Source organism: Leifsonia shinshuensis (assembly GCF_013410375.1).
GTDB lineage: Bacteria > Actinomycetota > Actinomycetes > Actinomycetales > Microbacteriaceae > Leifsonia > Leifsonia shinshuensis.
The window spans coordinates 3,544,678-3,567,895 of sequence record NZ_JACCFL010000001.1; the positions used below are offsets into that span (position 1 = coordinate 3,544,678).

Genomic DNA, 23,218 nt, shown 5'->3' on the forward strand with positions numbered 1-23,218 from the left:
GGGACCGGGCCGACACGAGAGGCGCCGATGACCGAGCTGGACGCGCGCGAGCGCATCCTCGACGCGAGCCGGGCGGAGATCGCCGCGAGCGGCGTGCGGGGCCTGCGGATCCAGCGGGTGGCGAAGCGCGCCGGGGTGTCCCTCGGGCTGATCTACTACCACTTCGAGGACCGTGCGGGGCTGCTCCGCGAGACCCTCGCGGCCGTCGACCGCGCGGTCCAGGAGCGCATCCCCGAGCCCGACCCCCGGGTCCCGCCGGGCGAGCTGGTGGCGGCGATGCTCGAGGCCGAGTTCGGCGACGAGCCCGGCACGCGCGCCGACTCGGTGGTCTGGAACGAGATCCGGGCGATCGCGGTCTTCGAGGACGAGGTGAGGACGGCGCTCTCCGACGCCACGCAGGACTGGCAGTCGCGGCTCACCGCGCCGTTGAGCGCCCTCGGGGTCCCGGACGCCGAGATCGGCGGGACCGCCACCCTGCTCACCGGCCTGGTCGAGGGCCTGTCCAGCCGCTGGCTCTCCGGGCAGCTGGACACGGCCTCCGTCCAGCGGCTGATGCGCACCGGGACGGCGGCGATCCTCGCCGGCGCGACCGGCGGCCGCGCTCTGGTCAGTCCAGGAACAGCGCCCGCAGCCGGCGCGTCGTGAGGACGAGGCCGAGCGCGACCATCACCGCGAAGTAGAGGACGTGCCACAGCATGCCCGGGCCGACCGCCCCGGTCGTGAGGCCGCGCACCAGCTCGACCCCGTGCCAGAGCGGCAGGGCCATGATGATCGACTGGATCCAGCCCGGGTAGACCGTGATCGGGTAGAACGTCGCCGACAGCAGGAACATCGGCAGCAGGATGAAGTTGATCCAGTCCATCTGCTGGAAGGTCTTCATGTAGCTGGTGATGCCCATACCGAAGCTGGCGAAGCCGAACGCGATCAGCAGCACCGCGGGGAGGGCGAGCAGCGCCCACCAGGACAGGTTCAGGCCCAGCACCTGCATGACGATCATGAACCCGACCGCGTAGAGGGCGCCGCGCAGCAGCGCCAGCAGGATCTCGCCGAGCGCGACGTCCAGCGGGCCGAGCGAGGTGGACAGCATCCCCTCGTACAGCTTGGCGAAGTGCATCTTGAAGAACACGTTCCAGGTGGAGTCGTACACCGCGCCGTTCATCGCGGCCGTCGCCAGCAGCGCCGGGGCGATGAACGCCGCGTACGGCACCTGCTGGCCGCCGGCCGTGGTGACGTCGCCGACCAGCCGGCCGAAGCCGATGCCGAGCGAGAGCAGGTAGAAGATCGGCTCGAAGAAACCGGAGACGATGACCAGCCAGTTCGTGCTCCGGGTCGCCGACCAGCCGCGCTGCATCACCGAGCGGGCGTTGCCGGCGTAGAGCGCGCGCAGCGGACGCGACCGGGACACGGCCTCGACGAGCGGATCGCGCGTGGTGGTCACTTGTTCAGCCTCCGCCCGGCGATGCGGCGCGCCCAGCGCCAGAAGACGACGAACAGCGCCGCGAGGTACAGGACGTGCACGACCGTGAGCCACAGCGGCTCCGGGTAGCCGTAGGCGAAGACGCGCGCGAGCTCGGTGGAGTGCCAGAGCGGCGAGATCCACCCGATCCACTGCAGGTAGACCGGCATGGACGCCAGCGGGAAGAACGTGCCGGAGAACAGCGTCATCGGCAGCAGCACGAACCGCATCAGCATCGCGATCTGGCCGGTGTCCTGCTCCAGCGTCGCGACGTACGCCATCACGGGCGCGCCGAACGCCAGGCCGCCGAGCGTGGCGACCGGGATGGCGAGCCAGCCCCAGGGGCTCGGCACCGCCCCGAACAGCAGCATGAAGAGGTAGTAGACGACGCTGGTGCCGAGCAGCCGTGCCACCACCGAGATGACGACACCGTCGATGATCTGCCCCGGCGCGATCGGGGACGCGCTGATGCCCACGAAGGTCGGATTCCACTTGAACCCGAGCATGACCGGGTACGTGAACTCCTCGCTCGCGACGGTGACCGCGGCGGTGCACAGCAGCGCGGGCGCGACGAACGCCAGGTAGCTGACGCCGTTGACGGCGGTCGGGCCGAGGTTGGCGCTGACCAGGCTCCCGAGCCCGACGCCCATCGCGAAGAGATAGAGGAACGGGTTGCCGAAGCCGGTGACCAGCAGCGTCTGCAGGTACGAGCGCATCACCAGGAAGCGGTGCTCGGCGACGTACCAGGCGCCGAACCGGCGCGGCCGTCCCGAGGCGGCGAGCGCGGCCCGCGTGCCCTCGTCCACGGAGGTCGCGCTCATTCGATCAGGCTCCGCCCGGTGAGCCGCAGGAACACATCCTCGAGGCTCGACCGGCGCACCAGGCTGGTGAGCGGGTGGAGGCCGCGCTCGGTCAGCCGGGCGAGCTCGGCCTCGCCGTCGTCGCTGTAGACCAGGATGCGGTCGGGCAGGACCTCGACGCGTTCGCCGACGCCCTCCAGGCGTGGCGCGACCTCGGCGTTGCGCTCGGAGCCGAAGCGGACCTCCAGCACCTCGCGCGTCGAGTACTGCCGGATGAGGGAAGCCGGGGTCCCTTCGGCCATGATCGTGCCCTTGTCGACCACGACGAGCCGGTCGCAGAGCTGCTCGGCCTCGTCCATGTAGTGCGTCGTGAGCACCAGCGTGGTCCCCTGCTCCTTGAGCCGGAACAGCCGGTCCCAGAGGATGTGCCTGGCCTGCGGGTCGAGGCCGGTGGTCGGCTCGTCGAGCAGCAGGATGCGCGGGTCGTTGATGAGCGCCCGGGCGATGGTGAGCCGGCGCTTCATGCCGCCGGAGAGGTCGTCCACCTTCGCCTTGGCCTTGTCCTCCAGCTGCGCGAACGCCAGCAGCTCGTCGGCGCGCTGCCGCACCCGCGCCGACGGGAGGCCGAAGTAGCGCCCGTAGACGATGAGGTTGTCGCGCACCCGCAGCTCGGTGTCGAGGTTGTCGGACTGCGGCACCACGCCGAGCTGCGACCGGATCTCCGGCCCGTACCTGTCCGGGTCGAGCCCGAGGATGCTCAGCTCGCCCGCGGTGCGCGTGGAGACCGCGCCGATCATCCGCATGGTGGTCGACTTGCCGGCGCCGTTCGGGCCGAGGAGACCGAACGACTCCCCCGCCTCGACCTCGAAGCTGATGCCGTCGACCGCGGGGAAGTCCTTGTACTTCTTGACCAGGTCGGCGGCGGTGATGACGGACGTCGGCATAGTTCAGCACTGTAGCCCGGACCGCGGACATTTCGCCGGTGTCAGCAAACCGGCAGCGCGCAGGAAGTACGGTCGAAGCAGCATCCCGAACCTCCTTCGAAGGAACCCCTCATGAGCACCGAGACCACCGCTCCACGCCGCCGTTCGCCCTTCGCGCGGCGGGAGGCGGACAGCGGGCCGCGCGCGCGGTTCAGCCAGCTCCTCGCCTACCTGCTGGAGCACCGCGGCGTGCTCTCGTTCGTCGTCGTGCTGAGCGTGCTCGGCGCCGCCGCGAGCCTCGCCCAGCCGCTGCTGGTCAGCCAGGTCATCACGATCGTCGGCAAGGGCGAGCCGCTGAACGGGATCGTCTGGGGGCTGGTCGCGCTCGTCGTGGTCTCCGCCCTCATCTCGGGCTACCAGCACTACCTGCTGCAGCGCACCGGCGAGGGCGTCGTGCTGTCGTCGCGCCGCAAGCTCGTCGCCCGGATGCTGCGGCTGCCGATCAGCGAGTTCGACACCCGGCGCACCGGCGATCTGGTGTCCCGGGTCGGCTCGGACACCACGCTGCTGCGCGCGGTGCTGACCCAGGGGCTGGTGGAGGCGATCGGCGGCGCGCTGACGTTCGTCGGCGCGCTCATCGCGATGCTCATCATCGACCCGGTGCTGCTCGGGCTGACCGTGCTCGTGGTGGCGGTCTCCATCGTCGTGGTCACGCTGCTGTCGAGCCGCATCCGGGTCGCCAGCCAGAAGGCGCAGACCAAGGTCGGCGACCTCGCCGCGGCTGTCGAGCGCGCGATCAGCTCGGTGCGCACGATCCGCGCGGCGAACGCGACGGAGCGGGAGATCGCGGCGGTGGACGCCGACGCGACCGGGGCCTGGAAGATGGGCATCCAGGTCGCCCGGATCTCCGCGCTGGTCGTGCCGGTCGCAGGGATCGCGATGCAGGTGTCGTTCCTGGTCGTGCTCGGCGTCGGCGGGTTCCGGGTCGCCAGTGGGGCCATCACGGTCGCCAACCTGGTCGCGTTCATCCTCTTCCTGTTCATGATGATCCTGCCGCTCGGCCAGGCGTTCGGCGCGATCACCGCCGTGAACTCGGCGCTCGGCGCGCTCGGCCGCATCCAGGAGATCCTCGACCTCCCCACGGAGGACCAGTTCGACCGCGACATCGCGCCGCTGGGCATGACCGTGGGGGTCGCGAACGAGGGGCTGGCGCCGAACGCGCCGGCGATCGAGTTCGTAGACGTGGAGTTCGCCTATCCGTCGGCGCCGGAGCGCGAGGAGCCGTCGGAGGCAGCGACGGCGCCCGCCGACGCGGAGGCCATCGCGCTCGGCGCTCTCGGCGGCGTGGACGTGGTGGCCGAGGCGGAGGCCGCGGCCGGGCTCGGCGGCGACGCTCCGGCCGCGACGCACGGCGGCGTGCTGCACGGCGTCAGCTTCACGGTGCCGCGCGGCAAGCGCACAGCGCTGGTCGGCCCGTCCGGTGCGGGCAAGTCGACCATCCTCGCGCTGATCGAGCGGTTCTACGACCCGGAGGCCGGCCAGGTGCGCTTCGGCGGGATGGACATCCGCACGCTCGACCGCGTCGCGCTGCGCTCCAACATCGGCTACGTCGAGCAGGACGCGCCCGTGCTGGCGGGCTCGCTGCGGGACAACCTGCGGCTCGCCACCCCCGACGCGACGGACGAGCAGTGCGTCGACGTGCTGCATGCCGTCAACCTCACCGAGGTGCTGGAGCGCAGCGAGCTGGGCCTGGACGCGCCGGTCGGCGAGGACGGCATCATGCTCTCCGGCGGCGAGCGCCAGCGCCTCGCGATCGCCCGCGCGCTGCTCGCCGCTCCCCCGGTGCTGCTGCTGGACGAGTCGACCTCCAGCCTGGACGGCCGCAACGAGCAGCTGATGCGGGAGGCGATCGACGCCGTCGCGGAGGACCGCACGCTCCTGGTGATCGCGCACCGGCTCTCCACCGTGGTGGACAGCGACCAGATCGTCGTCCTCGACCACGGCCGCGTCGTCGGAATAGGAACCCACTCCGAGCTCGTCGCGTCCACCCCGCTCTACCGCGACCTAGCGAAGCACCAACTCCTCGTCTGACCAGCTCCCGAGCACAGGAAAACCGTCGCGATTCGCTCGGAATCGCGACGGTTTTCCTGTGCTCGCGGGCTGGTTACGCGTTGAGGTGGTAGCGGAGGGAGGCCAGCTCGGCGCGGAGGGCGGCGGGGACGCGGGAGCCGAACCGGTCGAAGTACTCCTCGGTCAGGTCGCACTCGGCGAGCCAGCTCGCGCGGTCGACCTCGAAGAGCTCCGCGACGTCCTCGGCCGGGAGGTCGAGGCCGTCCAGGTCGAGCTCGTCCACCAGCGGGAGGCGGCCGATCGGGGTCGACGCGGCGCCGGCCGTGCCCTCCACCCGGCGGGCGATCCACTCGATCACGCGCGAGTTCTCGCCGAACCCGGGCCAGAGGAACCGGCCGTCGTCGCCCTTGCGGAACCAGTTCACCTGGAACACGGCGGGCGCGTTCGAGCCGAGCTGCTCGCCGACCTCCAGCCAGTGGCCCCAGTAGTCGGCCATGTTGTAGCCGCAGAACGGCAGCATCGCGAACGGGTCGCGGCGCAGCTCGCCGACCGTGCCCTCGGCGGCGGCGGTCTTCTCGGACGAGATGGTCGCGCCGATGAACACGCCGTGCTTCCAGTCCCGGGCCTGCGCTACGAGCGGCACGTTGGTGGCGCGGCGGCCGCCGAACAGGATGGCGTCGATCGGCACGCCGTCGACCGCGTCCCAGTCGTCCGCGATCGACGGGCACTGGGCCGCGGCGACCGTGAAGCGCGAGTTCGGGTGCGCCGCCGGGCGACCGCTCTCGGGCGTCCAGTCGTTGCCCTGCCAGTCGATGAGGTGCGCGGGAGGGGTCTCGGTGAGGCCCTCCCACCACACGTCGCCGTCGTCGCGAAGCGCCACGTTGGTGAAGATCGTGTTGCCCCAGAGCGTGTCGACCGCGGTCTTGTTCGTCAGCTCGCCCGTCCCCGGAGCGACGCCGAAGAAGCCGGCCTCGGGGTTGATGGCGCGCAGCCTCCCGTCAGCGCCCTGCCGGAGCCAGGCGATGTCGTCGCCGATGGTCTCGACCTTCCAGCCCGGGATGGTCGGCCTGAGCATGGCGAGGTTCGTCTTGCCGCAGGCGGACGGGAACGCCGCCGCGAAGTGGAAGGCGCGACCCTCGGGCGAGGTGACCTTGACCAGCAGCATGTGCTCGGCCAGCCAGCCCTCGTCGCGCGCCATCGCCGAGGCGATCCGGAGCGCGAAGCACTTCTTGGCCAGGATGGCGTTGCCGCCGTAGCCCGAGCCGTAGGACCAGACCTCGCGGGTCTCCGGGAACTGGACGATGTACTTGGTGGTGTTGCACGGCCACGCGACGTCCTCGTGCCGCACCCCGGCGTCGTCGATCAGCGGAGCGCCGACGCTGTGCACGGTCGGCACCCACGGCTGACCGGCGTCGATGAGGTCGAGGACCTGGCTGGTCACCCGGGTCATCAGCGCCATGCTGACGGCGACGTAGTCGGAGTCGGTAAGCTCGACGCCGACCTGCGAGATCGGCCCGCCGAGAGGCCCCATCGAGAACGGGACGACGTACATCGTGCGGCCTCGCATGCTGCCGGCGAAGACCCCGCGCAGCTCGGCGCGCATGGCCTCCGGCTCTCGCCAGTTGTTGGTCGGGCCGGCGTCCTCCTCGTCGAGGGAGCAGATGAAGGTGCGGTCCTCGACGCGGGCGACGTCGCCCGGGTCGGTGCGCGCCAGGAAGCTGTTCGGGCGCCACTCCGGGTTCAGCCGGATGAGCTTGCCCTCGGCGACGAGCTGCTTGGTCAGCCGGTCGGCCTCCCCCGGGGAGCCGTCGCACCAGACGATGCTCTCGGGCTGGGTCAGCTCGGCGATCTCGGCGACCCAGGCGCGGAGCCCGGCGAGGCCGGTCGGCGCGGGAGTCGAGGGGGCGGCGGCGTTCGCGCTCTCGGCGATGGTGCCGGCCGCCGGGTAGACGCGCATCTCGTCTGCTGCGTCGGCATCGTGTGCCTGGTCGGTCAGCGGGAGCTCGGCGATGGACATTCCGTCGGTCCTCTCGTTCGGAAAGATCGGGGCGTGGATCCAGGATCGAACAGAATTCACCGCCCCGGGCGACAAATTCCGGGTAAAGAATCGCGATTCTTTCGCTATTGTGAAGGCATGGACTCCCTCGCCACCGAACCGGCGACCGCCGACGTCGCCACCCTCGGGCACCGCATCCGGCACTTCCGCACCCAGCGCGGCCTCACGCTGGACGAGCTCGGCGCCGCCGCGGGCGTGGCCGCCAGCCAGCTCTCCCTGATCGAGAACGGCAAGCGCGAGCCGCGCGTCTCGCTGCTCGGCACGCTCGCCGCCGCGCTCGGCGTCCCGCTCGCCGAACTGCTGTCGGCGGAGCCGCCGGACGAGCGCGCCGCGCTGGAGATCGAGCTGTCCCGTGCCCAGAAGGGCTCGCTCTACGGCTCGCTCGGCCTCCCTGCCGTCAAGCCGACGAAGGGGACGCCGACCGAGACCCTGGAGGCCCTGGTCGGCCTCCACCGCGAGCTCGCCCGGCGCGCCAGCGAGGCGATCGCCACCCCCGAGGAGGCCCGGCGCGCGAACACCGAGCTGCGCGAGCGGATGCGCGGGGAGGACAACTACATCCCCGACATCGAGGTGCTCGCCGAGGAGCGCGTGCGCGCCTCCGGCCACGTCCGCGGCGCCCTCACCCACCGCGAGGTGAGCGTGATGGCCGAGCAGCTCGGCTTCGAGCTCATCTACGTGGACGACCTGCCGCGCTCCACCCGCTCCATCACCGACCTGGAGAACGGCCGCATCTACCTGCCGCCGGCCTCCATCCCGGGCGGCCACGGCCTCCGGTCGATGGCCCTGCAGGCGATGGCGCACCGGCTCCTCGGCCACGAGCGCCCGGAGAGCTACGCCGACTTCCTCCGGCAGCGGCTGGAGATCAACTACTTCGCGGCCTGCGCGCTGATGCCGGAGGCCGCGGCGGTGTCGTTCCTGCAGCAGGCGAAGAAGGAGAAGGACCTCGCCGTCGAGGACTTCCGCGACGCGTTCGGCGTCACCCACGAGGCCGCGGCGCTGCGCCTGACGAACCTCGCGACCCGCCACCTGGACATGCCCCTGCACTTCCTGCGGGTGGGCGACGACGGCACCCTGTACAAGGGCTACGAGAACGACGGCCTGCCCCTCCCCACCGACGTCACCGGCTCGATCGAGGGCCAGGTGGTCTGCCGAAAGTGGGGCGCCCGCAACGCGTTCGCACGCACCAACCGGACCACGGAGTTCTACCAGTACACCGACACCCCGGCCGGGACCTACTGGTGCTCGACCCAGACCGGCAGCACGGCGGACGGCGGCTTCTCGATCAGCGTCGGGGTGCCGTTCGACCAGGCCAAGTGGTTCCGCGGCCGTGAGACGACGGCGCGTGCCGAGTCGCGCTGCCCGGACGAGTCGTGCTGCAAGCGGCCCCCGGCGGAGCTGACCGGCCACTGGTCGGGCAAGGCGTGGCCGAGCGCCCGCCTGCACGCGCACATCCTGTCGCCGCTGCCGTCCGGGTCGTTCCCCGGTGTGGACGACTCCGACGTGTACACGTTCCTCGAGGCCCACTCCGGCGCCTAAGCCCCGCGACATTCGTCACGAATGTCGCGAATGCCGCCGCGATTGTCGCGATTCGTGACGAATGTCGCGATTGGTGCGGGGAAGCTCGCGATTCGTGACGAATGTCGCGATGCCGATTCGGCACGAATGTCGCGTTTGACGGCGACATTCGCGACATTCGTGACGAATGTGGGTTACTTGGGCTGCATCCGGATGGCGCCGTCGAGGCGGATGGTCTCGCCGTTGAGCATGGGGTTCTCCACGATGGAGCGCACGAGCTGGGCGTACTCGGCCGGCCGGCCGAGGCGCGACGGGTGCGGCACCTGGGCCGCGAGGGAGTCCTGCGCGGCCTGCGGGAGGCCGGCCATCATCGGCGTCTCGAAGATGCCGGGCGCGATGGTGACGACGCGGATGAGGCTGCGCGCGAACTCGCGCGCGAGCGGCAGCGTCATCGCCGCGACGCCGCCCTTCGATGCGGAGTAGGCGGGCTGGCCGATCTGTCCGTCGAACGCGGCGACGGAGGCGGTGTTGACGATCACCCCCCGCTCCTCGCCCACCGGCTCGATCTCCGCCATCGCGACCGCGGCGAGGCGCACCACGTTGAACGTGCCGATCAGGTTGACCCGGATGACGCGCTCGAAGCTCTCCAGCGGCAGCACGCCGTCGCGGCCGATCACCTTCTGGGCCGTCGCGATCCCGGCGCAGTTGACCACGATCCGCAGCGGGCCGAGCGCGCTCGCGGTGTCCACGGCGGCCTGCACCTGCTCCTCGTTCGTGACGTCCGCCGGGACGAAGCGGGCGTGCGGGCCGAGCGCGACGGCCGCCTTCTCGCCCTCGGAGCTGGGCAGGTCCAGGATGACGACGCGGGCGCCGGCCTCCGTGAGCGCTCGGGCGGTGGCGTTGCCGAGGCCGCTGGCGCCGCCGGTGACGAGCGCCGAACATCCGTCGATCTGCATGGGTGATCCTTTCGTGTGGCCGCCGAGCACAGGATTTCCGTCGTGTAATCGGCCGCAAATGGAGCGTTTTTCCTGTGCTCGGGGGCTTGGTCGGGGGGTTGAGGGGCGGGGGTCAGAGGCGTTCGATGAGGGTGGCGTTGGCGGTGCCGCCGCCCTCGCACATGGTCTGCAGGCCGAACCGGCCGCCGGTGGCCTCCAGCTCGTTGAGCAGGGTGCCGAGCAGCCGAGTCCCGGACGAGCCGAGCGCGTGGCCCAGCGCGATCGCGCCGCCGCGCGGGTTCATCCGGCTCGCGTCGGCGCCGAACTCGCGCAGCCACAGCAGCGGCACCGGCGCGAACGCCTCGTTGACCTCGTAGGCGGCGATGTCCTCCAGCTTCACGCCGCTGCGGTCGAGCAGCTTGCGGGTCGCGGGCAGGATGCCGGTCAGCATGAACAGCGGGTCGCTCCCCGCGACGGCGAACGAGTGGAAGCGCGCCCGCGGCCGCAGCCCGAGCCGCGCTGCCGCCTCCGCGCTCATGATGAGGGCGGCGGAGGCGCCGTCGGTCAGCGGCGACGAGTTGCCGGGGGTGATCCGCCAGTCCAGCTGCGGGAAGCGGGCGGCCAGCCGGTCGGTGCGGAACGACGGCGACAGCGCGGCCAGCTTCTCCGCGGTCGTCCCGGGCCGGATGGTCTCGTCGGCGACGACGCTGCCGCTGTCCGGGGTCGGCACCGGCACGAGCTCGCTCTCGAACGCTCCGGAGGCGGCCGCCTCGGCCGCGCGCCGGTGCGACTCCGCGGCGAAGGCGTCCAGCTCCTCCCGCGGGAACCCCCAGCGCTCCGCGATCAGCTCGGCCGCGACGCCCTGGTTCACGAGTCCCTCGGGATAGCGGGCGTGCAGCAGCTCGCCGCCGAGCGAGGCGCCGCCGAGGTTGGAGCCCATCGGCGCGCGGCTCATCGACTCCACCCCGCAGGCGATCACGATGTCGTACGCGCCCGCGATCACGCCCTGCGCGGCGAACGCGGCGGCCTGCTGGCTGGACCCGCACTGCCGGTCGATGGTGACGCCGGGCACGCTCTCCGGGAATCCGGCGCTCAGCAGCGCCGTGCGCGCGATGTTGCCCGCCTGCTCCCCCGACTGCGTGACGCAGCCCGCGATGACGTCGTCGACCAGCACCGGGTCCAGGCCGTTGCGGTGGACCAGCTCGGCCAGCACCCCGGCGAGGAGGTCGGCGGGGTGGATGTCGGAGAGCTCGCCGCCCGGCTTGCCCCGCCCGGACGGGGTGCGGACGACGTCGACGATGACGGCTTCGGTGGCCATGGTGCTGCGCTCCTCGGCGTTGGCGGTTGGCGTGGCTGGATCAGACGCTGAACGGGTCGGGCGTCAGGGTGTACTTGGTGCTGAGGTACTCGTGTATGCCCTCCAGGCCTCCCTCGCGGCCCAGCCCGGACTGCTTCACGCCGCCGAACGGGGCCGCGGCGTTGGAGACGACGCCGACGTTCAGCCCCATCATCCCGGTCTGCAGGCGCTCGATCATCCGCTGGCCGCGCGCGAGGTCCTTGGTGAAGACGTAGGACACCAGCCCGAACTCGGTGTCGTTGGCGATCCGCACCGCCTCGTCTTCGTCGCGGAACCGCACGATCGACAGCACCGGGCCGAAGATCTCCTGCCGGAGGATCTCACTGCCGGCGCGCACGTCGGTCACCACGGTCGGCTCGAAGAACGTTCCGGGGCCGGAGACCCGCGACCCGCCGGCGAGGACGAGCGCCCCGCGCGAGACGGCGTCCTCCAGCAGCTCGGCGGCCTTCTCGACCGCGTCCTCGTTGATGAGCGGGCCGATCGTGACGCCCTCCTCGGTGCCCCGGCCGATCTTCATGGCCTTGACCCGGTCGGCGACCCGGCGGGCGAACTCGTCGGCGACGTCCTCGTGCACGATGAAGCGGTTGGCGGCGGTGCAGGCCTCGCCGATGTTGCGGAACTTCGCGAGCATCGCGCCGTCCACCGCCCGGTCGAGGTCGGCGTCGTCGAACACGACGAACGGGGCGTTGCCGCCGAACTCCATCGAGGTGCGCAGGACGTTCTCGGACGCCTGCTGGAGGAGCTTGCGGCCGACCTCGGTGGAGCCGGTGAAGGAGAGCTTGCGCAGCCGCGGGTCCGCGATGATCGGCGCCGACACCTTCCCGGAGGTGGAGGTCGTGATGACGTTGAGCACGCCGGCGGGAAGGCCCGCGTCCGCCAGGAGGCGGGCGAAGTACAGCGTCGTCAGCGGGGTCAGCTCGGCCGGCTTGACGACCACCGTGCAGCCTGCGGCGAGCGCCGGCGCGATCTTCCTGGTCGCCATCGCGAGCGGGAAGTTCCACGGCGTGATCAGGAAGCACGGCCCGACCGGGTGCTGCGACACGATCATGCGCCCGGTGCCTTCGGGGTTGGTCGCGTACCGGCCGGCGATGCGGACGGCCTCCTCGGAGAACCAGCGCAGGAACTCGCCGCCGTAGGTCACCTCACCGTTGGACTCCGCGAGCGGCTTGCCCATCTCCAGCGTCATCAGCAGGGCGAACTCGTCGCGGCGCTCCTGCAGCAGGTCGAACGCGCGGCGCAGGATCTCGCCGCGGGTGCGCGGCGGGGTCGCCGCCCAGTCGTCGGCGGCGGCGACGGCCGCGTCCAGAGCGCGCTTCCCGTCCTCCACCGACGCGTCCGCGATCTCGCGGATCAGGTCGCCGGTCGCCGGGTCGAACACCTTCAGGGTGCCGTTCGAGCCGGGCAGCCACTCGCCGCCGATGTACAGGCCGTCGGGCACGCGCTCCAGCAGGGTCTTCTCGTCCACGATCACTCCTCGTCGTCTCGACCGGTCTCGTCCCGGATGGTCCGGGCCCGGCTCACTCCTCCACCGCGGACTCCACGAGCGGCACGCTCCGATGCTCGATCGTGGTCTCCAGGGCGATCACCGTGGAGGTCCGGCTGATCCCCGGCTCGCTCAGGATGCCGCTGATCACGCGCTGCAGGTCGGCGTTGGACCGCGCGACGACGCGGATCAGCAGGTCGCCCGCGCCGGTCACGGTGTGCACCTCCAGCACCTCCGGGATGCCGCGCAGGTGGTCGATCACGGAGAGATCGCTCTGGGTGATCTCGGCGGTGACGAACGCCGTGACGGGGAAGCCGAGCCGGAGGCTGTCGATCGTCGGGGCGAAGTCCTTGATGACCCCGGTGCGCTGCAACCGGTCGAGCCTGGCCTGCACCGTGCCCCGCGCGACGCCCAGCCGCCGTGACGCCTCGAACACGCCGAGCCGCGGCTCCGCCGTGAGCAGCGCGATGAGGTCGGCGTCCAGCCTGTCGATCATGCGGGCACTCCTTCGCTCCTCGCACATCGTACGACCGGTCGGACGCAGCGCCTACAGGCTGACCGAAGCTCCCAGGAAGGGAAGCGCAGCCTGCTTGAAGGCCCGCGCGCTCAGCGCGGTGATGTGGTTGCGCCGCGGCAGCGGCACCAGCTCGGCGCCGAGCAGCCGCGCGGCCTCGTCCGCGTCCTGGGCGACCGGGTCCGCGTCACCGGCGACGAGGAGGGTCGGCACGCTGGAGGCGAGCGGCAGCGCATGCTGCGCCATTCCCGCCGCGCAGGCCGCCAGCGCCTCGCGGTCGACGCCCGGCGCCTCGCGCAGGGAGGCCAGGAGCGGCGCCAGCGGCGCGTCGGCCGGGAGGGTGTCCGCGCCCTCCAGGATCGCCCGCTGCACGGCGGCGACGCCCCAGTGGGCGAACTGCTCGACCGTGCCGACCCCGCCGACCACGAGCCTGCGCACCCGCTGCGGGGCCAGGCCGACGAGCGCGAGCGCCACCCAGCTGCCCATCGAGTACCCGACGACATCGACGCGCTCGAGGCCCTGCTCGTCGAGCATCGCGAGCAGGTCGCCCGCCAGGAGGTCGGGCGAGTAGGCGGCCGGGTCGTGCGGCGCGTCGCTGGCCCCGTGGCCGCGCAGGTCGGGGACGATCGCCCCGCGCCCCGCCTCGGCGAGCGCGGCGACCCAGCCGGTGGCCTCCCAGGTGAGCGCGCCCGTCGTGGCGAAGCCGTGGATCAGCAGGACGGGGTCGGGCCCGGGGTGGCGTTCGACGTGGATGCGAATGGTCCCATCCTCGCCGATGGCGGCCCGGATCAGGCCCCGGCGGTCAGCCGGGCGCGCAGCCGGTCGGCGAGCGCGTCGGCGGTGTCGGCGACCTCCGCGAAGTAGGCGTCGCCCACCGTCCCGGTGTCGCGCAGACGCTGCTCGCAGACGACCAGCGGATCGCGGGCGGGCCACGCGGACGGGCCGGGGAGGACGGCGTCGATGAGGACGGGCCCCGCGCCCGATCGGGCGAGCTCCAGCGCCTTCAGGCCGGCGCCGTGCACCGCGACGGCGTCGGCTCCGTCCACGAGGAGGACGGGCATGCCCGCGCCCTCGGTGCGGCCCGAGCTGGAGAGGAACACGACGGGGAGCGCCGAGTCGCGCGCCGTGGTCACCGCGTCGCGCAGCTCCGCCGGCGTTCCGGCGCCCGCGCCGATCGTGGTGAGGGCGCAGCCGCCGGTGCGGTCGAGCTTGGCTCCGAGCGCCCAGCCGACCGCGTGGGTGACGGATCCCTCCAGCGCCGCGTCGATCCCGCCCCGGCGGGAGCGCAGCACGGCGGCGGGGTCCGCTCCGAGCGCGATCGCCATCCCCGGCTCGTGTGCGGCGGGGAAGGCGCGGTCGCGCGAGGCCTGCAGGGCGAGCGCGGCGCCGACGAGCGCGGCCTCCCTGCCGCGCGAGTCGACGTAGCCGGGGAGGACGCCGCGGCCGCGGAGGGCGACGGCCTCGCGGTCGATCCGGCGGACGGTGGCGAGGGTCCGGTAGAGCCGGCGGAGCAGTGCGGCGACGTCGACGCCCGCTCCGCCGATCGACGCGCCGAGGACCGGCTCGAGGATCGTGGGGGTCATGGATGCCATGCTGACCGACGGGTGAAGGGCGGGCAACGCGCCGGCCGCGGGGCGTGCATTCTGCTCACTCGTGCCCGGACGGACGGCCTCCGGCTGTACAGGCTGCACCCGATCGCGACTGCGCGGTTCTCACCTGCGCCTCACCCGTCACGGGCTCAGCGCTCCGGCTCCGCCCGCCACAGCTTCGAGGGCCACCAGATCGCCCGGCCCACGTCGTAGGACACCGCCGGGACGAGCAGCGAGCGCACCAGCACGGTGTCGAGCAGGACGCCGAACGCGACGATGAACGCGATCTGGACCAGGAACAGGATCGGGATGACGGCGAGCGCCGCGAAGGTGGCCGCCAGCACCACGCCCGCCGACGTGATGACGCTGCCGGTCATCCCCAGCCCGCGCAGGATGCCCGGCCGGGTGCCGAGCCGCAGCGACTCCTCCCGCACGCGCGTCATCAGGAAGATGTTGTAGTCCACCCCGAGCGCGACCAGGAACACGAAGCCGAACAGCGGCACGCTCGCGTCGGCGCCGGGGAACCGGAACAGGTGATCGAACACGAGCGCGGAGACGCCGAGCGCCGCGGCGTACGAGAGCACCACGCTGCCGATCAGCAGCACCGGCGCGAGGATCGACCGGAGCAGCAGCATCAGGACCAGCAGGATCACCAGCAGCACGATCGGGATGATCCGCAGCAGGTCGCTCTGGGCGGTGTCGTTCGTGTCGAGCGCGATCGCCGTCACCCCGCCGACCAGCACTCCCGAACCGGACGCCGGGAGGTCGCGGCGCAGGTCGCGGACCACCTGCTCGGCCGCCGACGAGTCGGGCTGCGCCTTCAAGGTCGCCTGGATGAGGACACGGCCGTCCTTCACGACCGGCGCGGGCGTGGCCTGCCCGGGCTGCGCGGGCCGGACGTTCCCGGCGTAGAGCGTCGCGGTCGCGATGCCGTCGTTCTGCTTCGCGGCGGCGAGCACGGCGTCCCCGTCGGCCTCCTTGGCCACGATCAGCACGGGCGCCCCCGACCCGGCGTCGAAGTGCTTCGCGAGGACCTTCTGGCCGTCGACCGCGTCCGACTGCGAGAGCACCAGGGCGGTCTGCTCGACGCCGTTGGCCTTCAGCTGGGTGAGGCCGAACGCGCACGCGACGAGCACCACGAACGACACGATCCAGGTCACGCGCGGCCGGCGCGCGATGAGGAGGCCGACGCGCCGCCAGACACCGCGGATGCCCTCCAGGCCGGCGACGCCCTCGGCGCTCTCGTGCGTGTGATCGTGCGCGTGCTCAGCGCCCGCGTACTTCGGCCGGAACGGCCAGAACGCCGCCCTCCCGAACACCGCGAGCAGCGTCGGCAGCAGCGTCAGCGCCGAGAGCAGCGAGAACACGATCCCGATCGCGGCGATCGGTCCGAGGCTCTTGTTGGAGTTGAGGTCGGAGAACAGCAGGCAGAGCAGCGCGAGGATGACCGTCGCGCCGGAGGCCAGGATCGGCTCGAAGGCCGCCCGCCAGGCCTTCAGGATGGCGGTCCACCGGGACTCGTTCTGCTCCAGTGCCTCCCGGTAGCGGGCGACGAGGAGCAGGGAGTAGTCCGTCGCCGCGCCGATCACCAGGATGGAGAGGATGCCCTGGCTCTGCCCGCTGAGCTTGATCCAGCCCCAGAGCGCGAACAGGTAGACCACAAGGATCGCCGCGCACAGCGCGAACACCGAGGTGAGCAGCACCAGGAACGGCAGCAGCAGCGCCCGGTAGACCAGCAGCAGGATCACGAACACGGCGCCGACCGCGACGAAGAGCAGGATGCCGTCGATGCCGCCGAACGCGTTGACCAGGTCCGCGGTCAGCCCGGCCGGACCGGTGACCCAGCCCTGCGTCCCCGCGGGGAGTTCGCTCTTCAACACGCCGCGGAGGTCCGCCACCACGGTCTTGACGTTGTTGGTGTCCGCGACGGGCACGATGAACTCGACGGCCCGGCCGTCCTGCGACGGGATGGGACCTGCGACGCTCGTGCTCTGGCCGGACTCCGGCGCCTGGACCCCGTGGACGGCGCCGAGCTTCGGTCCGAGGTCGGCCAGCGCGGCGAGGTCGCTCGGCGTGAGCGCCGACTCCGACTGGATGACGACGATGGCGGGCACGGCCTGGGAGTCGGTGAACCGCTTCTGCCAGTCCTGCACCTCGGTCGACTCCGCGCTGGCCGGCAGGAACGCGGCCTGGTCGTTGCTGGAGACCCCGGAGAGCTTGCCGAAGGTCGGGCCGCCGATCCCGGCGAGGACGAGCCAGATCAGGATCAGCGCCGTCGGCACCACCACCCGCAGCCATACCGATGGTCTCCCCGACATCACGCCCTCGCCTCCTGGACCGATTAGCTAACCTAGCTAGCAATCAGCATAGTGCGTATCCGACCGCCGAGTACGTCGATAATCCGCGTACTCGGCGGCTTCGGGCTGATTTCGGGCGTACTCGGCGGCTCAGACGAGTTCGGCGCCGGCGTGGGCGAGCTCGGCGAGGGCAGCCTCCGACGACTCGGCGGCGACGCCCGCTACCAGCGCGGTTAGCACGCGGACGCGCTGCCCGTGGTTGAGCGCATCCAGCGCGGAGGCGCGCACGCAGTAGTCGGTCGCGATCCCCGCCACGTCGACGGTGTCGATGCCGTGCTCGTCCAGGAGGTTGTGGACCGACGACCCGGCCTCCGTGCGCCCCTCGAAGATCGAGTAGGCCGGCACCCCCTGGCCCTTGCGGATGTGGTACTGGACGCGGGTGGTGTCGAGCGCGGGATGGTACTCCGCGCCGTTCGTCCCCGCGACGCAGTGCACGGGCCAGGTCGTCACGAAGTCCGGCTCGGCGTCGGTGGCGAAGTGGCCGCCGTTGTCGTTGTCCCTGTCGTGCCAGTCGCGGCTCGCGAGGATGATCGTGTAGTCGTCCGCGTGCGCGCGCAGGTGCTCGGTGATGGCCGCGGCCACCGCCGCTCCCCCGTCGACACCGAGGGCGCCGCCCTCCGTGAAGTCGTTCTGGACGTCGATGATGAAGAGCGCCTTGCCCATCGTCCCCTCCTCCGTTCCTCGCCGAACGACCCGGCTCAGCCGTTGGTGAGGTTGTCCCCGCACGTGTAGAAGCCGGTCGTCAGCGTGTCGATCGCCTGCTTGGCATTGTCGCTCACCGGGCCGAGAGCGAACACGGCGAAGGTGAGCGGCGTGCCGTCGGCCGCGTCGATGATCCCGGACAGCGTGTAGCCGTTGTTGATCCAGCCGGTCTTGGCGTGCACCGCGCCGTTCGCGACCGAGTTCGCCCCGGTGAACCGGCTGTAGCCGGGCCCGAGCGTCCCGGTCCGGCCGGAGACCGGCAGGCCGTCGTAGACCACGCCGAGCCCGTTCTGGCGGTTGAGCACCTTGATGAAGAGCTGGGTCAGGTACGACGGCGGCACCGCGTTGTCGGCGCTGAGCCCGGAGCCGTCGGCGATGTGGATGCCGGTGGTGTCGATCCCGTAGGCCTTGAGCCCGGCGAGCACACCGGCGTTCTCGGCGTCGAAGGTGTTGCCCGCTCCGGCCTTGATGGCGACCAGCCGGGCCAGCTCCTCCATGATCGTGTTGTCGGAGTAGGTCATCGCCTGGTCGATCAGGGCGGTCACCGGCTGCGACTGGACCGACGCGAGATGCTTCGCGCCCGCGGGGGCCGTGCCGGAGGTCACCGGGACGTTGGTGCCGAGGTACTGCTGGAAGTACTGCACGGCGCGGCCGACCGGGTCGGTGCTGCGCGGCGACTCGACCGCTCCCGGGTCGTTGCGGTCGCCGTCCACCATGAGCGAGGTCATGTAGGGCGTCGAGCCCTCCACTACGCGCTCCTCGTGCTCGTCCCAGCTCGGCTGCCACACCGGGCCGCCGAACAGCGAGGTGTCGGTCACGATGGAGGTCACCGGCTGACCGCCGAGCGCCCGCTTGGTCTGCTCCGCGAGATCCTGGATGGAGGGCGCGCCGGTGTAGAACGCGCCCTGGCCGCCCGGCAGGCGCGACAGGGTGACATCGCCGCCGCCGACGATGACGACCTGGCCGGGGACGCTCCCGCTCACGACCGTGGTCTGCACCCGGTAGTCGGGCCCGAGGGTGGCGAGCGCGGCGGCGGAGGTGAGCGTCTTGAGCACGGACGCGGTCGGCCCCGGCTTCGTGCCGTTGCGATCGAACAGCACCTGGCCGGTCTTGGCGTTGACGACCTGGGCCTCCAGGTTGCCGAGCCTGCCGTCCTGCGCGAGCGAGGCGACGGAGCAGGTGCGGATGCGGCTCGCGGCCGGCTGCGCGGCGGGGACCGGGCGGGTCGGGTCGGCGGTGGGCGTGGGCGTCGGGGTGGGCGTCCTGGTGGCCGAGTGCGTCGGCGCGACGGCCGCGGCGGCGCCGGCCGGGGCGGAGCCGACGGTCGCGCCGAGGGCCACGCTCCCTGTTCCGAGGATCACGAACGCGACGGCCGCGCCCGCGGCGATCCACGCCTTGGGGTGGGTGCGGATGGCGGACAGCACGCCGGCGGCGGCCCCTGCCAGACCGCCGGACGCCGCGGCGCGACGGCGGGACGGGGTCGCTCCCATACCGGGCTCACGCGTCGCAGAGGAGTCCCCGGTGGGGAGAACGGTGGTCGGGGGGTTCGTCGAATCAGACTCGGTGCTGTCGGGCACACCGGAGTCGCGGTGGTCCGGTTCGCGCATCCAGGCATAGTACCGACGTTCCCTGTGAGCGCCAATTCACCCAGGGTCGAGCGGGCACGCCTGCACGGACCGGGAGCGGCCGGACGGCGGATGCCGAGAAGGAGGAAACGGAGCCGCCCAAGGGAATCGAACCCTTGACCTTCTCATTACGAGTGAGATGCTCTGCCGACTGAGCTAGGGCGGCGTGGCCGGGGTTCTCCCCCGGGCACAGTCAGATAGCTTACCCGATCCGGGGGTGTGCTTTCGACCACGCCGGGAGGCCCGGCCGTGCGTTCAGCGGAGCTGGCCGCCGAGGGCCTGGAGCTCCGCGAAGGAGCTGCGGAGGCGGTCGGCGAGGGGCTCGACGCCGCCGTGGTCCGCCCAGCACGACCAGGCGTGGCGCATCCCCGCGAACGCGACGTAGGTGACCAGCCGCGCCCGCTGGTGGAGGGTCTCCTCGTCGTCGGCGAGCGCCGGCTCGTCGTGGGCGAGCCGGCGCTGGACGACGGCGCTCAGGGCGTCCTCGAACTTGTGCATGCTCGCCATCCGCTGCGCGAAGAGCTCGGGGTTGCCCTTCAGGAGCGAGCGGCGGAGGGCGTGCAGCTCCTTGGCGCTGGCTGCATTCTCCCCCTCGTGCGCGCCGTCCAGGCCGCCGTCCAGGTCGCCGGTCTCGATCGCCGCGATGAGGAGCCGGCCCATCCCGTCCAGGATCGGCTCGGCGGGGCCCGCCTCGATGAAGCGCTCGATGCTGGCTTCGTCCGGGAGCTCGGGGAGCTCGCCGATGATCGCGGACTCCTTGGACGGGAAGTAGTTGAAGAACGTCCGCGGCGAGACGTTCGCCGCGTGGCTGATCTCGTCGACCGTGACATGGTCGAAGCCCCGCTCGGTGGCCAGTTCGAGCGCCGCGAACTGGATGGCGCGCCTGGTCGCGATGCGCTTGCGCTCACGGAGGCCCAGCTCGCCCTCCGACGTCCCGATCTCTGCAGTCACAGCCTCGATTATTTCACCGTCTGCAAATTTGCACCACTCACCGCCGCGGCCGTGTGCAGATCGCGATGGCGCGTCAGCAGGTCTTGCCCTTCGGCGGGATGGTGCCGTCGACGAGGAAGTCGTCGACGGCGTTGTTCACGCACGAGTTCGACTTGTTGTAGGCGGTGTGGCCCTCGCCCTTGTAGGTGAGCAGGTGGCCGTTCTCCAGCTCCGACGCCATGTTCCTCGCCCACACGTAGGGGGTGGCCGGGTCGTTCGTGGTTCCGACGACCAGGATGGGTGCGGAGCCCTTCGCGGCGATCGGGCCGCGCTGCACGGTGGTCTTGTACGGCCAGGTGGCGCAGCCGATGTCGCCGTACGCCATGTACGGGCCGATCACCGGCGCGTCCTTGGCGAGCTCCGCCGCCTGCGCGCGCAGGGTCGCCGGGTCGGCGTCGTAGCTGTAGTCGAGGCAGTTGATGGCCATGAACGCCTCGGTGGAGTTGTCCGAGTAGGTGCCGTCGCTGTTGCGGCTGTTGTAGCCGTCGGCGAGGGTGAAGGCGACCGAGGCGTTGCCCTTCATCACGTCGGCGAACATGCTGCTCAGGTACGACCACGCCGTCGCGTCGTAGAGCGGGTAGATGATCGCCGTGACGAGCGTGTTCGCGCCGAGCTCGCGGCCGTCGGAGTTGCGGATCGGGCTGCGCTCCACGGAGGCCAGCAGCTGGGAGACCGTCTGCATCCCGTCCTCCACCGTGCCGGTGAACGGGCAGTCCTTCTGCGTGAGGCACTTCTTCAGGTACGCGCGGAGGGCGCTCTCGAAGCCCTGCGCCTGCACCTTGGTGACGTCGAAGTTGCTCGCGGCCGGGTCGAGCGCGCCGTCGAGGACGAGCCGCCCGGTCTTCCCCGGGTAGAGGTCGGCGTAGACCGCGCCGAGGTAGGTGCCGTACGAGTAGCCGAGGTAGTTCAGCTTCGTGTCGCCGAGGATCGCGCGGAGCAGGTCGAGGTCGCGCGCCGCGCTCACGGTGTCGACGTGGCCGAGGAGGGCGCCGGTGTTCGTCGCGCACGCGGCGCCGAAGTCCTTGGCGATGGTGGTGTTGGCGGCGATCCACGTGTCGGAGCCGCGCTGGCCCGGGGTGATGCCGTACAGGTAGTCGTCCATCTGCGCCGGGCCGTAGCACTTCACGGCGGTGGAGTGGCCGACCCCGCGCGGGTCGAAGCCGACCACGTCGAAGTGGCTCTGCAGCGTCTTGTCGGTCGCGAAGCCGACGGAGTCCTTGACGAAGTCGTAGCCGGACCCTCCGGGGCCGCCCGGGTTGACCAGCAGCGAGCCCTGCTTGCTGCCCTTCGCCTGCTGGCGGATCAGCGCGAGCGAGACCTGCCCGGCGGACGGGTCGCTCCAGGTCAGCGGCGCCTTCGCGGTCGCGCACTGCTTGCCGTTGGAGCAGTCGGTCCAGACCAGGTGCTGCTGGTAGAACGGCGCGAGCGCGGGCGAGACGGACTCCGGCGCGGGGGTGGAGGTGCTCGACGTGTGCGCGGGCAGGAACCAGGTGACGCAGCCGGTCAGGGTCAGCGCGGCGACGGCGGCGATCGCGACGAAGACGGTGCGAGCGGCCCACCGGCGGGCCGGACGGCCCTCTCGGATGGTCACAGGTCTGTCCCCTTTCGCGCGGCGCCGCCGCGAAGGATCGTCGTGAGCATGGCCTCCAGGGCCAGGGCGGGAGCGACGTTGCCGTCGATCCGCTCGCGGGCGGTCGTCACGGCATCCATCGCGGCGAGCGTAGCCGCAGGACTCGTGTGCGCGCTGAGAGCGGTCAGCCGGTCGCCGAGCTCGACGTTCACCAGCTCGCTGCCGCTGCCGAGCTGAAGCATCATGACGTCGCGGTAGAGCGAGAGGAGGTCGGTGAGGATGCGGTCGATGCCGTCGCGGAGGCTGCGCGTCGCCCTGCGCTTCTGGTCCTCCTCGAGCTGACGCAGCTGGCCGCGGAGCGCGGGCGGGATGGCGCCGCCCGGCTCGATCCCGAGCGAGCGCAGCGCGTGCTCCCGCTCTTCGGCGTCGCGCTCCTCCGTGATGGCCTTGGCGTCCGCGCCTGCCACGTCGAGCAGGGTCGCGGCCGCGAGGACGGCGTCGGACACCGAGCGGATGCCGAGCGCGAGGTCCAGCGTCTGCTCGCGGCGGCGCCTGGCCTCCTCGTTGGTGGCGAGGCGGTGCGCCATGCCGATGTGGCTCTGCGCGTGGCGCGCCGCACGCTCGGCGGCCGCGGGGTCGACGCCGTCGCGGCGCTCGATCAGCCGCGCGACGTCGGCGACGGCGGGCACCTTGAGCCGCACGGTGCGGACGCGGGAGCGGATGGTCGGCAGCAGGTCGGCGTCGCTGGGGGCGCAGAGGATCCACACCGTGCGCTCCGGCGGCTCCTCCAGCGCCTTGAGCAGCACGTTCGAGGTGCGCTCGGTCATCCGGTCGGCGTCCTCGATGACCATGACCCGGTAGCGGCCGACCGACGGCGCGAACTGGGAGCTCGAGACCAGGGACCGCACCTCGTCGATGGAGATGATGACCCGCTCGGTGCTGAGCACGGCGAGGTCGGGATGCGTGCGCGCCTCCACCTGGCGCTGCGTCGCCAGATCGCCCTCGGGCGTGCCCGGGCTGAGCAGGGCGGTGGCGAAGGCGTAGGCGAGGTTGGAGCGCCCGGACCCGGGAGGGCCGGTGATCAGCCAGGAGTGGGTCATGCCGCGCGCGGCGTCGGCGGCCGGACCGGAGGCGGTGGCGGCCTCCGCGGCGGAGCGGACGACGGCGATCGCGTCGTCCTGACCCGTCAGGTCGTCCCACACCGCCATGCCTCCCAGGCTAGCGGGCACGGCGGACAGCGCGGGCGCCGGGGCGGCCTGAGGCGCCGCGGTCTCCT

The 23,218-nt window shown here is 71.8% G+C and carries 19 protein-coding genes and 1 tRNA gene; 3 read left to right on the forward strand and 17 right to left on the reverse strand.

The genetic code is table 11. The features are described from left to right. Positions 1 to 27: 27 nt before the first annotated feature. Positions 28 to 645 carry a TetR/AcrR family transcriptional regulator gene (locus HNR13_RS17155; protein ID WP_179607752.1) on the forward strand — a complete coding sequence of 206 codons (618 nt, stop codon included), beginning with the start codon at positions 28 to 30 and terminating at the stop codon, positions 643 to 645. Here HNR13_RS17155 and HNR13_RS17160 read toward each other — a convergent pair. From HNR13_RS17160 to HNR13_RS17170, 3 genes are read right to left on the reverse strand one after another with little or no spacing between them, the layout of a single operon-like run. Beyond that, a complete protein-coding gene (locus HNR13_RS17160; protein WP_179607754.1) occupies positions 608 to 1,438 on the reverse strand; it encodes an ABC transporter permease in 831 nt (276 codons plus the stop codon). The two genes, HNR13_RS17155 and HNR13_RS17160, sit on opposite strands and share 38 nt — an antisense overlap. Then, the gene (locus HNR13_RS17165) at positions 1,435 to 2,277 is read right to left on the reverse strand and encodes an ABC transporter permease (protein WP_179607755.1); all 843 of its coding nucleotides are present in this window, start codon (positions 2,275 to 2,277) and stop codon (positions 1,435 to 1,437) included. The genes HNR13_RS17160 and HNR13_RS17165 overlap by 4 nt, the downstream gene beginning before the upstream one ends. After that, a complete protein-coding gene (locus HNR13_RS17170) occupies positions 2,274 to 3,200 on the reverse strand; it encodes an ABC transporter ATP-binding protein (RefSeq protein ID WP_179607757.1) in 927 nt (308 codons plus the stop codon). The genes HNR13_RS17165 and HNR13_RS17170 overlap by 4 nt, the downstream gene beginning before the upstream one ends. 111 nt (positions 3,201 to 3,311) lie before the next feature. On the opposite strand from HNR13_RS17170, the gene HNR13_RS17175 reads away from it, so the two are divergent. Next, positions 3,312 to 5,270: an ABC transporter ATP-binding protein gene (locus HNR13_RS17175; protein WP_179607758.1), complete on the forward strand. Its 1,959-nt coding sequence runs from the start codon at positions 3,312 to 3,314 to the stop codon at positions 5,268 to 5,270. A gap of 73 nt (positions 5,271 to 5,343) precedes the next feature. On the opposite strand, the gene HNR13_RS17180 is transcribed toward HNR13_RS17175, so the two are convergent. Then, entirely contained in the window at positions 5,344 to 7,206 is a 1,863-nt protein-coding gene (locus tag HNR13_RS17180; protein ID WP_179609595.1) for a phosphoenolpyruvate carboxykinase (GTP), read from the reverse strand. A 177-nt stretch (positions 7,207 to 7,383) separates the two neighbouring features. Between HNR13_RS17180 and HNR13_RS17185 the strand changes: the two genes are divergently transcribed. After that, complete coding sequence (locus tag HNR13_RS17185) at positions 7,384 to 8,841, forward strand: XRE family transcriptional regulator (protein ID WP_179607760.1); 1,458 nt, start codon at positions 7,384 to 7,386, stop codon at positions 8,839 to 8,841. Between the two features lie 173 nt (positions 8,842 to 9,014). On the opposite strand, the gene HNR13_RS17190 is transcribed toward HNR13_RS17185, so the two are convergent. The 13 genes from HNR13_RS17190 to HNR13_RS17250 all read right to left on the reverse strand — a co-directional run bounded on the left by HNR13_RS17190 (position 9,015) and on the right by HNR13_RS17250 (position 23,150). Then, entirely contained in the window at positions 9,015 to 9,776 is a 762-nt protein-coding gene (locus HNR13_RS17190; RefSeq protein WP_179607762.1) for a 3-hydroxyacyl-CoA dehydrogenase, read from the reverse strand. A 112-nt stretch (positions 9,777 to 9,888) separates the two neighbouring features. Further along, on the reverse strand, positions 9,889 to 11,073 hold the full coding sequence (locus HNR13_RS17195) for a thiolase family protein (protein WP_179607763.1): 1,185 nt from the start codon (positions 11,071 to 11,073) through the stop codon (positions 9,889 to 9,891). Between the two features lie 40 nt (positions 11,074 to 11,113). Continuing rightward, on the reverse strand, positions 11,114 to 12,577 hold the full coding sequence (locus HNR13_RS17200) for an aldehyde dehydrogenase family protein (protein ID WP_179607765.1): 1,464 nt from the start codon (positions 12,575 to 12,577) through the stop codon (positions 11,114 to 11,116). 52 nt (positions 12,578 to 12,629) lie between these two features. After that, positions 12,630 to 13,091 (reverse strand): Lrp/AsnC family transcriptional regulator, encoded by a 462-nt coding sequence (locus HNR13_RS17205; RefSeq protein ID WP_179607767.1) that lies wholly within the window; start codon positions 13,089 to 13,091, stop codon positions 12,630 to 12,632. A 51-nt stretch (positions 13,092 to 13,142) separates the two neighbouring features. Next, the gene (locus HNR13_RS17210; protein ID WP_343063670.1) at positions 13,143 to 14,015 is read right to left on the reverse strand and encodes an alpha/beta fold hydrolase; all 873 of its coding nucleotides are present in this window, start codon (positions 14,013 to 14,015) and stop codon (positions 13,143 to 13,145) included. Next, positions 13,898 to 14,692: a thiamine pyrophosphate-dependent enzyme gene (locus tag HNR13_RS17215; protein WP_179607768.1), complete on the reverse strand. Its 795-nt coding sequence runs from the start codon at positions 14,690 to 14,692 to the stop codon at positions 13,898 to 13,900. The genes HNR13_RS17210 and HNR13_RS17215 overlap by 118 nt, the downstream gene beginning before the upstream one ends. A 155-nt stretch (positions 14,693 to 14,847) precedes the next feature. Beyond that, positions 14,848 to 17,016, reverse strand: a complete 2,169-nt coding sequence (locus HNR13_RS17220; RefSeq protein ID WP_179607770.1) for an MMPL family transporter — start codon at positions 17,014 to 17,016, stop codon at positions 14,848 to 14,850. 129 nt (positions 17,017 to 17,145) lie between these two features. Beyond that, positions 17,146 to 17,718 (reverse strand): isochorismatase family protein, encoded by a 573-nt coding sequence (locus HNR13_RS17225; RefSeq protein WP_179607771.1) that lies wholly within the window; start codon positions 17,716 to 17,718, stop codon positions 17,146 to 17,148. Positions 17,719 to 17,753: 35 nt separating this feature from the next. Continuing rightward, positions 17,754 to 19,247: a D-alanyl-D-alanine carboxypeptidase/D-alanyl-D-alanine-endopeptidase gene (locus HNR13_RS17230; protein WP_246312800.1), complete on the reverse strand. Its 1,494-nt coding sequence runs from the start codon at positions 19,245 to 19,247 to the stop codon at positions 17,754 to 17,756. 228 nt (positions 19,248 to 19,475) lie between these two features. Continuing rightward, positions 19,476 to 19,548, reverse strand: a tRNA-Thr gene (locus HNR13_RS17235). A gap of 89 nt (positions 19,549 to 19,637) precedes the next feature. Further along, positions 19,638 to 20,333 carry a TetR family transcriptional regulator gene (locus HNR13_RS17240; protein ID WP_343063598.1) on the reverse strand — a complete coding sequence of 232 codons (696 nt, stop codon included), beginning with the start codon at positions 20,331 to 20,333 and terminating at the stop codon, positions 19,638 to 19,640. A 73-nt stretch (positions 20,334 to 20,406) separates the two neighbouring features. Then, complete coding sequence (locus tag HNR13_RS17245) at positions 20,407 to 21,963, reverse strand: alpha/beta fold hydrolase (protein ID WP_179607775.1); 1,557 nt, start codon at positions 21,961 to 21,963, stop codon at positions 20,407 to 20,409. Beyond that, the gene (locus HNR13_RS17250) at positions 21,960 to 23,150 is read right to left on the reverse strand and encodes a DNA polymerase III subunit delta' (RefSeq protein WP_179607776.1); all 1,191 of its coding nucleotides are present in this window, start codon (positions 23,148 to 23,150) and stop codon (positions 21,960 to 21,962) included. Before HNR13_RS17250 ends, HNR13_RS17245 begins: the two co-directional genes overlap by 4 nt. Positions 23,151 to 23,218: the final 68 nt, after the last annotated feature.